The sequence below is a fragment of the Roseococcus microcysteis genome (assembly GCF_014764365.1).
Classification (GTDB): Bacteria; Pseudomonadota; Alphaproteobacteria; order Acetobacterales; family Acetobacteraceae; genus Roseococcus; species Roseococcus microcysteis.
On the sequence record NZ_CP061718.1, the window covers coordinates 2,883,682 to 2,896,790 of the forward strand.

General features: G+C 71.4%; 11 protein-coding genes. 3 read left to right on the forward strand and 8 right to left on the reverse strand.

The genetic code is table 11. From position 1 onward, the window contains the following. Positions 1-54 precede the first annotated feature (54 nt). Positions 55-861, forward strand: a complete 807-nt coding sequence (locus ICW72_RS13900) for a DUF169 domain-containing protein (RefSeq protein WP_191083254.1) — start codon at positions 55-57, stop codon at positions 859-861. On the opposite strand, the gene ICW72_RS13905 is transcribed toward ICW72_RS13900, so the two are convergent. Beyond that, positions 843-1,706, reverse strand: coding sequence for an amidohydrolase family protein (locus ICW72_RS13905; RefSeq protein ID WP_191083255.1), 864 nt, complete (start codon positions 1,704-1,706; stop codon positions 843-845). The genes ICW72_RS13900 and ICW72_RS13905 overlap by 19 nt on opposite strands. Positions 1,707-1,833: 127 nt before the next feature. Between ICW72_RS13905 and ICW72_RS13910 the strand changes: the two genes are divergently transcribed. Further along, positions 1,834-2,583 carry an SDR family oxidoreductase gene (locus ICW72_RS13910; RefSeq protein ID WP_191083256.1) on the forward strand — a complete coding sequence of 250 codons (750 nt, stop codon included), beginning with the start codon at positions 1,834-1,836 and terminating at the stop codon, positions 2,581-2,583. 31 nt (positions 2,584-2,614) lie between these two features. Here the strand turns inward: ICW72_RS13910 and ICW72_RS13915 are convergent, their stop codons facing one another. From ICW72_RS13915 to ICW72_RS13930, 4 genes are read right to left on the reverse strand one after another with little or no spacing between them, the layout of a single operon-like run. Further along, entirely contained in the window at positions 2,615-3,424 is an 810-nt protein-coding gene (locus ICW72_RS13915) for a hypothetical protein (protein WP_191083257.1), read from the reverse strand. Next, positions 3,421-4,224, reverse strand: a complete 804-nt coding sequence (locus tag ICW72_RS13920) for a crotonase/enoyl-CoA hydratase family protein (RefSeq protein ID WP_191083258.1) — start codon at positions 4,222-4,224, stop codon at positions 3,421-3,423. The genes ICW72_RS13915 and ICW72_RS13920 overlap by 4 nt, the downstream gene beginning before the upstream one ends. A 13-nt stretch (positions 4,225-4,237) precedes the next feature. After that, positions 4,238-5,221: an acyl-CoA dehydrogenase gene (locus ICW72_RS13925; RefSeq protein WP_191083259.1), complete on the reverse strand. Its 984-nt coding sequence runs from the start codon at positions 5,219-5,221 to the stop codon at positions 4,238-4,240. Between the two features lies 1 nt (position 5,222). After that, positions 5,223-6,359 (reverse strand): acyl-CoA dehydrogenase family protein, encoded by a 1,137-nt coding sequence (locus ICW72_RS13930; protein WP_191083260.1) that lies wholly within the window; start codon positions 6,357-6,359, stop codon positions 5,223-5,225. Positions 6,360-6,451: 92 nt separating this feature from the next. Here ICW72_RS13930 and ICW72_RS13935 point away from each other — a divergent pair, with 92 nt between their 5' ends. Beyond that, positions 6,452-8,764 (forward strand): xanthine dehydrogenase family protein molybdopterin-binding subunit, encoded by a 2,313-nt coding sequence (locus ICW72_RS13935; RefSeq protein WP_191083261.1) that lies wholly within the window; start codon positions 6,452-6,454, stop codon positions 8,762-8,764. Here ICW72_RS13935 and ICW72_RS13940 read toward each other — a convergent pair. Genes ICW72_RS13940 through ICW72_RS13950 form a run of 3 tightly spaced genes read right to left on the reverse strand, consistent with a single transcriptional unit; the run spans position 8,736 to position 13,095 of the window. After that, positions 8,736-9,419: an aspartate racemase/maleate isomerase family protein gene (locus ICW72_RS13940; RefSeq protein ID WP_191083262.1), complete on the reverse strand. Its 684-nt coding sequence runs from the start codon at positions 9,417-9,419 to the stop codon at positions 8,736-8,738. The two genes, ICW72_RS13935 and ICW72_RS13940, sit on opposite strands and share 29 nt — an antisense overlap. Next, entirely contained in the window at positions 9,416-10,810 is a 1,395-nt protein-coding gene (locus tag ICW72_RS13945) for an alkaline phosphatase PhoX (protein WP_191083263.1), read from the reverse strand. Before ICW72_RS13945 ends, ICW72_RS13940 begins: the two co-directional genes overlap by 4 nt. Then, the gene (locus ICW72_RS13950; protein WP_191083264.1) at positions 10,807-13,095 is read right to left on the reverse strand and encodes a molybdopterin-dependent oxidoreductase; all 2,289 of its coding nucleotides are present in this window, start codon (positions 13,093-13,095) and stop codon (positions 10,807-10,809) included. The genes ICW72_RS13945 and ICW72_RS13950 overlap by 4 nt, the downstream gene beginning before the upstream one ends. Positions 13,096-13,109: the final 14 nt, after the last annotated feature.

A 13,109-nucleotide genomic window follows, 5' to 3' on the forward strand; every position in this document is an offset into this window, starting at 1 on the left:
CGTCGCCGGCGTAGCCGGCGGCGTGAATCGGCCGGCCAAAAAGGAGGAAGCACCATGCCCGATGGCATCACCGAGAAGCCCGCGCCGACGGGGCCGGAGCTGGTCCAGCTCGCCGCGCAACTGTCCGAGCTGCTGAAGCTCCGCACCCTGCCCTTCGGCATGAAGCTGATGCGCGACGCGGCCGAGCTGGAGGCCGTGCAGGGGTTGCGCCGCCCGCCGGCCGGCAAGCGCTTCTCCACCTGCCAGCTGGTGACGCAGGCGCGCATCGCAGGCTTCACGCTCGGCATCACCCACGACAACGTGCCGGAATTCTCCAATTGCGGGGGCGTGATCGGGCTGAACCAGCCCTCGGAGCTGTATCTCTCCGGCCGCAAGATGGAGGGCGTCTGGTTCGAGAACCTGGAGGCCTCGGCCGCGCACCAGGCGCAGATGCCGCGGGTGCCGCCCGAATACCACGCGCTGGTGGTCTCGCCCCTGCGCTCGGGCCGGCTGAACCCGCCGGATGTCTGCCTGTTCTACGCCAACCCGGCGCAGATGATCCTGTTCATCAACGGGCTGCAATGGCGCAACTACCGCCGCTATGACTTCTCGATCACCGGCGAGAGCGCCTGCGCGGACAGCTGGGGCCGGGCGCTGCGCGACCGGACGGTGTGCCTCTCCATCCCCTGCTATGCCGAGCGCCGCTATGGTGGCGTGGCCGATGACGAGATGCTGATGGCCTGCCCGCCGGCCGATTTCGCGCGCGGGATCGAGGGGCTGATCGGCCTGTCCAAGGCCGGGCTGCGCTATCCCATCATGCCCTATGGCCCGCAATCGGACCCCGCGGCCGGCATGGAGAAGAGCTACGCCGGGAAGTCGTAGAGCCTGGCCGGATTGTCCACGAGGACGCGCTGGCGCGTGGCCTCGTCGGGCAGCCATTCGTCCAGCCAGTCGAGCAGCAGCCCGTCGTCGAGCATCTGCTCCGGCGTGCTGAACTGCGTGTGCGGCCAGTCGGTGCCCCAGACGCAGCGTTCGGGCGCGGCGGCCAGGAAGCGGCGCGCCAGCGGCGCCAGGTCGTCATAGGGCGGGCGGCTGGCGCGATAGCCGCAGAGCTTCACCCAGGCGCGGCCAGTGTCGAGCAGCCGGCATGCCGCGTCCATGGCGGGGCTTTGGGCGCCATCGGCGGCGCGGGCGCCCGCCATGTGGTCCAGCACCACGGGCACGGGCAGCCCAGCGAGGCGTGGGGCCAATTCCACCAGCGCCTCGGCCTTCAGGAAAAGCTGGATGTGCCAGCCCAGGGGCGCGATGCGCCGTGCCAGGGCTTCCAGCTGCTCCAGCGGCGCGCCATTGCCGCTGACGGCGTTGAAGCGCACGCCCACCGCCCCGGCATCGGCCATGGCCTGCAAGGGCGCGTCATCTTCCACCACCACGATGGCGCGGCTGTCGGCCCGGCCGAGCTGCTGCACCGCGTCCAGCGTCACGGCATTGTCGGTGCCATAGACGCTGGCCTGCACGATGACGCGCCGCGTCAGGCCCAGGGTGTTCGCCATGTCGAGGTAGTGCGCCACCGAGGCGGGCGGCGGCGTGTAGGGCCGCGACGCACTCAGCGGAAAGCGGTCATAGGGGCCGAAGATGTGGAAGTGGCTGTCGCAGGCGCCCACGGGCGCGCGGCGGCGCGGCGGGTTGGTGCGAGCGTTCGCGGGGGCGCAGGTGAAGGACAGGTTCATGGAGCGTCGGATCCGCGGAGGTGAAACACCGGAGCGGTGAATCCGCCGCCCCGGTACGGCACCAGATTGCGGCCCGCGCGCCCCCGGCGCAATCTTGCGCCGCAACGAGCCAGGGGAGCGAGACGGCATGAGCAAGGTGGCGGTGGTGACGGGGGCGAGCACGGGCATCGGGCGGGCCGCGGCGCTCGCTTTGTTAAAGGCGGGCTATCGCGTGGCGCTGGTGGCGCGCCGCCAGGCCGACCTGGAGGAGACCGCGCAGATGGCCGGCGCCAATAGCGGCAACGCAATGCCCGTGCCCACCAATGTGGGCGACCCGGAGAGCGTGGCCGCGGTCTTCACCAAGGTGAAGTCCAACTGGGGCCGCTGTGACCTGCTGTTCAACAATGCCGGCATGGGCGTGCAGGGCTTCCTGCTGGAGGACCTGCCCGTGGAGAAGTGGCAGGAGGTGGTGAACGTCAACCTCAATGGCAGCTTCTACTGCGCGCAGCAGGCCTTCCGCATGATGAAGGAGCAGTCGCCGCAGGGCGGGCGCATCATCAACAACGGCTCGATCAGCGCGCATGCGCCGCGGCCCGACAGCATCGCCTACACCGCCACCAAGCACGCCATCACGGGGCTGACCAAGTCGCTGGCGCTGGATGGGCGGAAATACAACATCTGCGCGGGCCAGGTGGACATCGGCAACGCCGCCACGAACATGACCCAGCGCATGACCAAGGGCGTGAAGCAGCCCAATGGCGAGATGATGGTGGAACCCACCATGGACGTGCAGAACGTGGCCAACGCCATCGTCTACATGGACAGCCTGACCCTCGATGCGAACGTGCTGTTCATGACCATCAAGGCGACGAAGATGCCGTTCGAAGGGCGGGGCTGATTCACTTCATCGCCGCTTCCGGCAACGACGATCAGGCGCGGAAGGCCGCGCCCAGCACGCCGCCATTCACCACCATGCGCCCGATGGCGTCCTGGATGAAGACGTCCAGCGCCGCCTGCACAGGCGGCAGATCGGGCGGTGGCGGCAGGCGCGGCAGCAGGGTCGCCATGCGCGCCGCTTCCTCCCGCGCCAGGTCGCGTGTTGCGGCGATGGCGGCCTGCAATTCGCCCCGCGCGTGCAGCGGCGCCAGCACGCCATGCGCCAGAGACAGCGCGCCCGGCCAATGCGCCATGTGGCGATACATGCTGGCCAGGATGGGCTGTCCCGCCGTGCTGCCCATGGCGTTCAGCGCCAGCACCATCTCCGCAGCGTGTGACGGCATTTCGTCCAGCGCCAGCAGTGCGGGCAGCGGAATGGGCGCTTCCTCGGGGAAGAGCGGCGCACGCGGCGCGCCGCCGGCCACGAAGCCCGGTGCCGTGCTTTCGCGCAGCAGGGTGAGGGCCGCCAGCGCCATGGGGTTGCTGCGGTCATAGGCCGCGATCACGTCGCGCACCGGCGCGGGGTCGAGGCCGATGCAGGCCCAGGCGGCCTCCGGCACGCGCGGCGCCTCCGGCAGCGGGCGGTCGGCGCGCAACACGGCCGCCGCTGCCGCCACATGCCCGCCGACATAGAGCGGCTTCAGGCTGCCCCAGGCCCAGGGCAGCGCGCCCTCGAACACCGCCAGGTGCCGCCAGATCAGGTTCACCACGCCGATGCGATAGGTGGCGCGGATATCGGCGAAGATCTCAGCGATCTCGCCGGTCGCCTCCGCCTCGCGGATGGCGGGGACGGGGTCGCTCATCGCCCCGTGAACACGCCCTGGCGCTTTTCCAGCATGGCGTTCACCGCCTCCTTGTGGTCCGCCGTCTCATGCGCGATGGCCTGGAAGGCCGCCGACATTTCCAGCAGCGAAGCGAGCGACATGTGCTGCCCCTCGCGCAGCAGCCGCTTGGTCATGCGCAGCACCTGCGGCGGGTTCTTCGCCACGCGCGCGGCGAGTTCACGCGCGGCACTCATCAGCTCGCCATGCGGCACCACGCGCGAAACGAGGCGTGCGGCCAGCGCCTGCCCGGCATCCAGCGGGTCGCCGGTGAAGGACATTTCCGCCGCCATCGCCATGCCCACCGCGCGCGGCAGCAGCCAGGCGCCGCCATCGCCGGGCACGATGCCCACGCGCACGAAGCTTTCGGCGAAGATGGCCTTCTCGCTGGCCACGCGCATGTCGCACATGCAGGCGAGGTCGAGCCCCGCGCCGATGGCGGCCCCGTTCACGGCGGCGATGGTGGGCAAGTCGAGCTCCCACAGCGCCAAGGGGATGCGCTGAATGCCGCGCCGGTAGTTCTCGCGCATCACGGCCGGGCTGTCGGCGGCCATGATGCCCTTGCGGTCGCGCATGCCCTTCAGGTCGCCGCCCGAACAGAAGGCGGGGTCGGCGCCGGTCAGGATCACGCAGCGCAGGCTGTCGTCGCGCGCGATGCGGCGGCAGGCGTCCTCCACTTCCGCGCAATCCTCGAAGGAGGAGATGGCGTTGCGCCGGTCCGGCGCGTTCAGCGTCAGCGTGACGACAGGGCCGTCCTGCTCGATCTTGAGGAAGTTCGTCATGGGTGGTGTTCCTTCAGGCGTCGCGCGCCGTCAAATCCGGCCAGAGGTTCGCGCCGCCGCGGGCGAGGGCGAGCTTGCCGATTTCGGCGGCCCAGGCGCGGTCGGTGCCGCCCTCCTCGCGCCAGGCCCAGAGGCGGCGGGTGAAATGGTGCAGCTCATGGTCCTCGGTGATGCCGATGGCGGCGAAGACCTGGTGCGCGGTGGCGGCGCCGAAGGTCGCGGCCTCGCCCGCCACGACCTTGGCGCAGCCGATCTCGAAGGCGGCTTCCGCCAGCCCCCGCGCATCCACCGCGCGCGCGGCATTGCTGACGGCGACCTGTACGGCCGCGACCTCGCCCGCCATGGCGGCCAATTGCTGCTGCACCGCCTGGAACTTGCCGATGGGCCGGCCGAACTGCTTGCGCGTGTTCGCCCAATCCACGGCCAGCGCCAGGATGCGCTCCATGGCCCCCGCGATCTGCGCGGCGCGGATCAGCGCGAGGCCCAGGCGCAGCGCGCGCGGACCATGGCTGTTGGGCAGGATGCCAGCGGCGCTGCGCGGCGCGAGCGTCAGGTCGTCGCGCGGCTCGCGCCCGATATTGGCGCCGGGGGTGGCGCCCTCCACCGCGTGCAGCGTCAGCCGCGCGCCGTCCAGCTTTACGGCATTCGTGGCATGGCGGCCGAAGGGCGCGCCCTTCTCGCCCAGCGCCAACACGCCATCCGGCACCTCGACGCCCGCCGCCGAGAGCAGGGCCGCGCCCAGCATCGTCTCGGCCATGGGAACGGGCGCACCATGCTGGCCCAGCACCTGCCAGAGGGCGGCCGCGTCGCCCCAGGAGAGGCCGACGCCGCCCGCCTCCTCCGGCACCAGGGCCAGGGCGAGGCCCTGTTCGCTCAAGCCGTCCCAGAGGGCTTGCGGAAAGCCGCCCGCCTCCACCTCGCGCAGCGGCGCGACGCCGCCCGCGTCCGCCACCAGCCGTTCCACTTGTTCGACGAGGATGCCGCGAAGTTCGTTCATGTCAGCGAAGACCCAGATCGCGCGCGATGATCCCGCGCAGGATTTCCCGCGTGCCGCCGCGCAGGCTGAAGGTAGGCGTCAGCTGCGTCAGCGCGGCCAGCAGCGCGCGCAGCTCGGCCGGGCTGTCCTCCGGGTCGAGAAGGCCGCGCAGATGCTCGGGCAGCGCCTGTTCGAAGACATTGCCCACATCCTTCACCAACGCCGCCTCCACCGCCGGGTCCTCGCCGCGCTCCAGCATGCCGCCCACCGAGAGCGACATGCCGCGCAGCGCGGAGAGCCGCGCCACCATGCGGCCCACCGTCACTTCGGCACCCGGCACCGGGTTCGCGGCCAGCGCATCCAGGCCCAGCGACAGGGCGGGATAGGAGGAGAGGTAGCGGTCCGGTCCGCTCCGCTCAAAGGCGAGTTCGCTGGTGGCCTGGGCCCAGCCCGCGCCCTCGGCGCCGACGAGGTCATCTTCCTTCAGCATCACGTCGTCGAAGGTGACTTCGTTGAAGCTGTCCGCCCCCGCCAGGTCGCGGATCGGCCGGATGGAAATGCCCGAGAGGCGAAGGTCCACCAGGAACTGCGAGAGGCCCGCATGGCGCGACCCGCCCTCCGGCGCGGGCGAGGTCCGCACCAGCGCGATCATGTAGTCCGACTTGTGCGCGAAGGTCGTCCAGATCTTGCGGCCGTTGAGCTTCCAGCCGCCTGGCACGCGCTCGGCCTTGGTGCGGAGGTTGGCCAGGTCGCTGCCCGCATCGGGCTCCGAAAGGCCGATGCAGAAGGCGAGTTCGCCGCGCGCGATGCCGGGCAGGATGCGGCGGCGCTGTTCCTCGGTGCCCAGCCGCAGGATCAGCGGCCCCGATTGCCGGTCGCCGATCCAGTGGGCCCCCACGGGGGCGCCGGCGGCCAGCATCTCCTCGAGCACCACCACGCGCTCCAGGCCCGAACGCTCATGCCCGCCATAGGCCTTGGGCCAGGTCATCCCGATCCAGCCACGCGCGCCGACCTCACGGGAAAAGTCGCGGTCGAAGCCCATCCAGGAACGGGCGCGGATTTCGGGCGTCCAGGCGCGGCCCGCCTCGGCCAGGAAGGCGCGCAGCTCGGCGCGCAGGGCCTCGGCGCCCGGGGGCGTGTCCGGCAGATCGAAACGCATGTTGTCTCCTCCGGGAAGAAGCGTAACGGCCCCGCGTTGCCAGGGCGACCCCCCACACCTAGTTTGCGAGGAAGCCTTGGGGAGACATGTTCATGGATCAGTTCGGCATCGGCCAGCCTGTGCGCCGCAAGGAGGATGTGCGGCTCCTGACGGGGGCGGGCACCTACACCGACGACATCAACCGCGAGGGCCAGGCCTGGGCGGTGGTGCTCCGCAGCCCGCACGCCAATGCCCGCATCCTCTCCATTAACACCGAGGCCGCGAAAGCCGCGCCCGGCGTGCTGGCGGTGCTGACGGGCCATGACGCGGATGCCGATGGCTTGGGCCTGTTCCCCGTGCAGGTCGAGGTGCCGGGCCTCGACGGCAAGCCCGTCTGGTGCCCGCCGCGCAAGACGCTGCAGACCGATTTCGTGCGCTTCGTGGGCGACCCGGTGGTGCTGGTGGTGGCCGAGACGCGCGCCCAGGCCCAGGACGCTGCCGAGTTGGTGATGGTGGATTACGACATCCTGCCCTCGGTCACCGACACCGCCGCCGCCGCCGCGCCGGATGCGCCGGTGATCTGGGAGCAGCTCGGCTCCAATGTCTGCGTGTACTGGTCGAACAAGAAGGAAGCCCAGGCCGAAGCCGCCTTCGCCAAGGCCGCGCGCACGGTCAGCGTCGAGCTGGTGAACAACCGCCTCGTCGGCAACCCGATGGAACCGCGCGTGGCGCTGGGCGAATACGACGCGGCCAAGGACCACTACACGCTGCACAGCCCCACCCAGGGCGTGGTCCGCGTGCGTGAGGGCCTGGCGCAATACATCTTCAAGATCCCCAAGGAGAAGATGCGCGTCATCAGCCCCGATGTGGGCGGCGGCTTTGGGTTGCGCGGCAAGCTCTTTCCCGAAAGTGCGATGGTGCTCTGGGCCTCGAAGCGCCTGGGCCGTCCGGTGAAGTGGCGTTCGGACCGCACTGAGACCTTCATGTGCGACCCGCATGGCCGTGACCACGTCACCCATGCCGAGATGGCCTTCGATGCGGACGGGAAAATCCTCGGCATGAAGGTCGAGACCATCGCGGCGATGGGCGGGTATCTCTTCGACTTCGGCCCGCGCATCCCGACCGTGGCCGGCGGCCGCATCCAGGGCACGGTGTATGACATGCAGGCCGTCAGCACGCGGGTGAAGTGCGTGTTCACGAACACCGCGCCCACCGACGCCTATCGCGGCGCGGGAAGGCCCGAGACGGCCTATGTGATCGAGCGGCTGCTGGACCAGGGCGCGCTGGCCTTCGGCATCAGCCGCGAGGAAATCCGCGCGCGCAACTACGTGAAGCCCGAGCAGATCCCTTACGTGAACTGCGCCGGCAACGAGATCGACAGCGGTCGCTTCGAGGAAACCCAGCAGCAGGCCCTGGCCTTGATGGACTGGGACGGCTTCGAAGCCCGCGCCGCTGAAAGCCGCGCGCGCGGCAAGCTGCGCGGGCGCGGGCTTGGCTTCTTCATCGAGGCCTCGGGCGGGCAGCCGGCCGAATGGGCGCGGGTGCGCATCAACGCGCAGGGCGAGGCGCTGGTGCATGTCGGCACCTTCAGCCATGGCCAGGGGCATGAGACGGCCTTCGCGCAGGTGCTGCACGCGCGGCTCGGCATTCCCTTCGACAAGGTGCGGCTGATCCAGGGCGATTCCGACGTGGTGCCGGCGGGCGGCGGCACGGGTGGCTCGCGCTCCTCGCAGATGGGCGGTGTCGCGGTGGCGCGTGCCTCCGAACTCGTGCTGGCCAAGGCCAAGCGCCTGGCCGCCCTAATTCTGGAAGCCGCCGAGGCCGATATCGAGCATGAGGGCGAAATCTTCCGCATCGCCGGCACCGACCGCACCCTCACCTGGGCCGACATCGCCCAGGCCGAAATCCCGGGCGAGACGCCGGGGCTGGACGAGGAACTCCTCTACAAGCGCAACACCGAGTGCAACTTCCCCAATGGCTGCCACGTCGCCGAGGTGGAGGTGGACACCGACACGGGTGAAGTGGCCGTGGTGCGCTACGCCGCGGTGGATGATGTGGGCGTGCCGCTGAACCCGCTGCTGGTGCATGGGCAATGCCATGGCGGCATCGTCTCCGGCATCGGGCAGGCGCTGTATGAACATGCGCGCTATGACAGCGAGAGCGGCCAGTTCCTGACGGCCACCTTCCAGGACTACTGCATGCCGCGCGCGAGCGACCTGCCGGACCTTGAGGTGGATCTGAACGTGGTGCCCTGCCCGTCGAACGACCTCGGCGTGAAGGGCGCGGGCGAGGGCGGCTCCTGTGGCGCGCCGCCGGCGGTGGTCAGCGCCGTGTGCGATGCGCTGGGCGTGGCCCATATCGACATGCCGGTGACGCCGGAGAAGGTCTGGGCCGTGCTCAGCCAGCAGCGGATGGCGGCGGAATAAGCGCGAGCCCGCCTTCCACCCCCAAGGCCGTGGCGTCCCACAAGGGTCGCCCGGCCACTTCCGGCCCCAGTGCCGCGACCGGGCAGTTGGTGCACCAGCCTAGCAGCACGTCGCAATGCGGGGCCACCGCCTCGCATTGCGCGCGCAGCCGCTCCAGCGGGACCGCGGCGTAGGAGAGGTTGTCGGTCAGCCCCAGATGGCTTTCCGCCCCCACCACCCAGCCGCGCGCGGCGAAGGCTTGCAGCAGGCGCGCCTGGTAGGCGTCGCTGTAGGGGGTCACGAGGCCGAGGCGCGTCGGCCCGCGCGCCTCCAGCCGCGCCTCCAGCACCAGCGCCGAGGTCGTGGCCGGCACGCCCGTGGCGGCGGTGATGCGCGCCACCAGGTCACGGTCATGCTCCAGCCCGATGATCCCACCCTTGCTGCCATTCCAGACGATGGCATCGGGCTTCGCGTGCGCCAGCAATTCGGCCGCGCCCAGCATGCCCTCCAGGTCGTAGCGGTCCGGGAAGCGGTCCACCGCGCCATGCACGGCAATCCGGGAAAAGATGGGCAGCACGTCGGGCCGCGCGCGCAGCATGGCCTGGGTCACCGCCTCCACCACCGTGTTGCCGGAGGGGGTGATGGTGGCCAGCACGCGCGGCCCCGGCAGGATCATCCCCGCGTGAGTGCCACGATGGCCGAACGCGGCGGCTGCCCGGCCGCGAATTCCGGCCAGCGCGTGGCGGGGCGGTTGAAGCTCGACCCCTGCTCGGCGCCCGGCCGGCGGACGGCGGCGAAGATGGTCCCGCCATCGGGGCTGGCCACGGCGCCGCCCACATCGGCCGCGCGGGGCGCGCCGTAGATGGCATTGGCCCGCCCGCCTTCGGCCAGCCAGAGCGGCTGGGCGTTGGCCCCCACGACGCCCTCGCCCAGGCCGCCCAGCAGCACGCGGCCGCGCGGATCGGCGCTGACGCTGCCCAGCCGGCCCATGCCCTGGCCGCCCAGGCGCCCCACGGCCATGGAATCGGCGCCCGGGTCACCGCCATCCGGCGTCAGGGCCAGTGCGCCGAAATCGCCGCAGGCCAGCAGGCGGTTGGTGCGGGAATCCCAGTCCAGCCCCTGGGGGCGGTCCATGGCGGTGGCGCCGGCCTGGCGCGCCGCCTCGGACGGGTTGGCATAGGCGGCTTGCGGCAGGGCCAGCCAGGTGAGACGCCCGCCCTGCACCCGCGCGGCGGCAAGCGTGCCGAGCGCCAGCGCCCCCGGCGCCGCTGGCCCTTCCGAGACGAAGCGGAACAGGTAACCGCCCGCCCCCTGCTCGGCCAGGAAGACCACGGCGCGGCCGTCGCGGCTCGCGGCGGCGGCGGCATCGGCCTTGGGGAAACGGCCGAGTGCGGTCTGCTTCACCGGGATGGATTGCGGGTCGAGCGCGTCCAGCTCCACCACCCAGCCATAGGCCTCGCCCCGCCCGAACTCGGGCAGGCGGCCGGCCCAGGGGCTGGGGTCGCCCTCGGTCAGCAGCAGGGTGCCCCAGGGTGTCGCGGCACCGCCCGTCGGCGCCAGGAGGCCGCGCACCGCACCGCCCAGGATCTCGGCGCCGGGCCCGCTGGTGGAGCAGAGGTTCGCCGCCGTCAGCCGCCGGGCCTGGAAGCCGCCATCCACGATGATCCAGCGCCCGCCCTGCTGCTCCAGGTTCAGCAGGCTGGCGCCCTGCATGCGGGCGGCGACCTCGGGCCGGTCCACGCCGCCGGGGAAGGCCATGGCCGGGTTCACGGTGGGGTGTGCCACGGCCAGCACGGCGCGGCGCACGCCATCGGCGGCCGGGGGCGGCACCACTAGGGCGGCGATGCGCGCATCCCAGCCGAACTGCGTGCCCGCGCCCTCGGCGTCGAGGCGCGCGGGGTCGAAGGGGGGCGCGTCGAAGGTGACGCGGTCGCCCCAGCGGATCAGCGTGGCGCGGCGCCAGCCCGGGGCGGTGCTGTCGTCCTGGGCGACCGGCGGCAGCGCTTGCGCGAGGGCGGCGGCCGGCAGCAGGGCCGGCGTGGCGAGCAGGGTGCGGCGAAGGATCAAGCGGCGGCTTCCTCGATGACGGGGGGGATATGGGCGCGCACCGGCGGCAATTCACCCGTCCAGGGCTCCACGCGCACCAGGCAGGATTGCGCCGACAGGCCCTGGGTGAGGCTGGAGGTCGCCACATCCGCCGTCAGCACGTTGGGGTTGCCATGGACGCAGAGGCTGCCGGGCACGCCGGGCTCCAGCGGGTCGAACCAGGCGCCGGTGGCCAGCAGCACCACGCCGCGCAGCAGCCGGTCATCCAGCCGCAGCCCCGCCAGGCAGGCGCCGCGCGCGTTGAAGACGCGCAGGACCTGGCCTTCGGTGAGGCCCCGCGCGGCGGCATCCTCGGGGTGCATCAGGATGGGCTCGCGCCCCTGGATCTTGTCGCGCGCGGCGATGGGCCCAGGGTCGAGCTGGGAATGCAGCCGCGTGGGCGGCTGGTAGCTGAGAAGGTGCAGCTCATCCTCTGCCGCGCCGCCCAGCCATTCCCGCGGCGTGATCCAGGTCGGCAGGCCCGGGCAGTCGGGCAGGGCGAAGCCCGCGATGGTCTCGCTGAACAGCTCCACCTTGCCGGAGGGCGTGTCGAGGGGGTGTTCCTCCGGGTCGGCGCGGAAATCGGCGAATTGCGTGTATTCCTTGCCGGGCGGCAGTTCGGGCAGCTCGACATGGCCGGCCGCCCAGAAGGCGTCGAAATCCGGCGCGTCGAAGCCCACCCGGCCGCAGGCCGTGCGCCATTTGTCGTAGAGGAAGCGCAGCCAGGCGCCCTCGTCACGCTGCTCGGTGAAGCGGTCGCGGAAACCGGCGGCATCGGCGATGTCGGCCAGCATGTCGTGGTCGTTGCGCGCCTGGCCCTGGGGCGGGATGGCCTGGTGCATGGCGCGCAGGAAGCGGTCGCGCGAGGAATGGCCGATGTCGTTGCGTTCCAGCGTGGTGGTGGCGGGCAGCACGATGTCGGCATGGCGGGCCACGGCGGTCCACCAGGGTTCGCTGACCACGATGGTCTCGGGGTGGGACCAGGCGCGCAGCAGCCGGTTCAGGTCCTGGTGGTGGTGGAAGGGGTTGCCGCCCGCCCACCAGACCATGCGGATGTCGGGCAGGGGCAACTCCCGCCCATTATAGGTCAGCGTCCCGCCCGGCCGTTCCAGCAATTCCGAGATGCGCCCCACCGGGATGAAGTGCGAGACGGGGTTGCGCGTGGCCGGCAGGCTGAGCGAGGGCATCTCCCGCCGCGGATTGCCGATGCCGCCGGAGGAACCATAGCCGAAGGCCACCCCCTGCCCCGGCTTGCCGATATTCCCCAGCGCGGCCGCCAGCGCCACCAGCGCCCAATAGGGCTGCTCGCCATAATCGGCGCGTTGCAGGGACCAGGCGGCGGTCAGCATGGTCGGGTTGTCCAGGCAGCGCGTCGCCAGGTCGCGGATGGTGGCGGCGGGCACGCCGGTGATGCCCTCGGCCCATTCGGGCGTGCGGTCATCGAGGGTGGCGCGCAGCTTGTCCCAGCCCACGCAATGGGTGGCGAGGAAGCCACGGTCCTCGCGGCCGAGGGCCACGATGTGCTGCAGCATGGCCAGCATCAGCGCGGCATCGGTGCCGGGGCGGATGGGCACCCATTCGGCGTTCAGCGCATCCTCGGTGTCGCCGCGATAGGGCGAGATGTTGACCATCCGCACGCCGGCCGCCGCCGCGCGCCGCATGTTGGGCCCATAGGTCATGGCCGCGCCGCCCGAGGTGACATAGCCGTTCTTCGCCGCCAGCCCGCCGAAGCACAGCATCAGCTTGGCGTGGCGGGCGATGGCGGCCCAGTCGGTCATGCGGCCTAGCACCACCTCATTGGTGCCCATGATGTGCGGCACCAGGGCCTGGGCGGTGGCGTAGGAATAGGCATTGACGCTGTAGGTGTAGCCGCCGCCCATGCCCAGGAAGCGCTGCAACTGGCTCTTGGCGTGGTGGAAGCGCCCGGCGGAGGACCAGCCATAGGAGCCGCCATAGATCGCGGCATCGCCATGCTCGGCGCGCACGCGGGCGGTTTCCTCGGCCAGCAGCCGCGTGGCCTTGTCCCAGGAGACGGGGACGAAGGCATCGCCGCCGCGCAGCGCGCCACGCCGCCGCCCCTCCAGCCAGCCCTTGCGGATGTAGGGGCGGTCCACACGCGCGGCGCTGTGGACCGTCTCCGGCATGCTCTCGATGAGGGTCGCCGGCACCGGGTCCTGCGCGAAGGGGCGCACGCCGACCAGCCGCCCATTCTCGGTCACGGCGTCGAAGAAGCCCCAATGGGCGGCGTGCGGCTTGATCTCGGTCATCGCGGGCGGGGCTC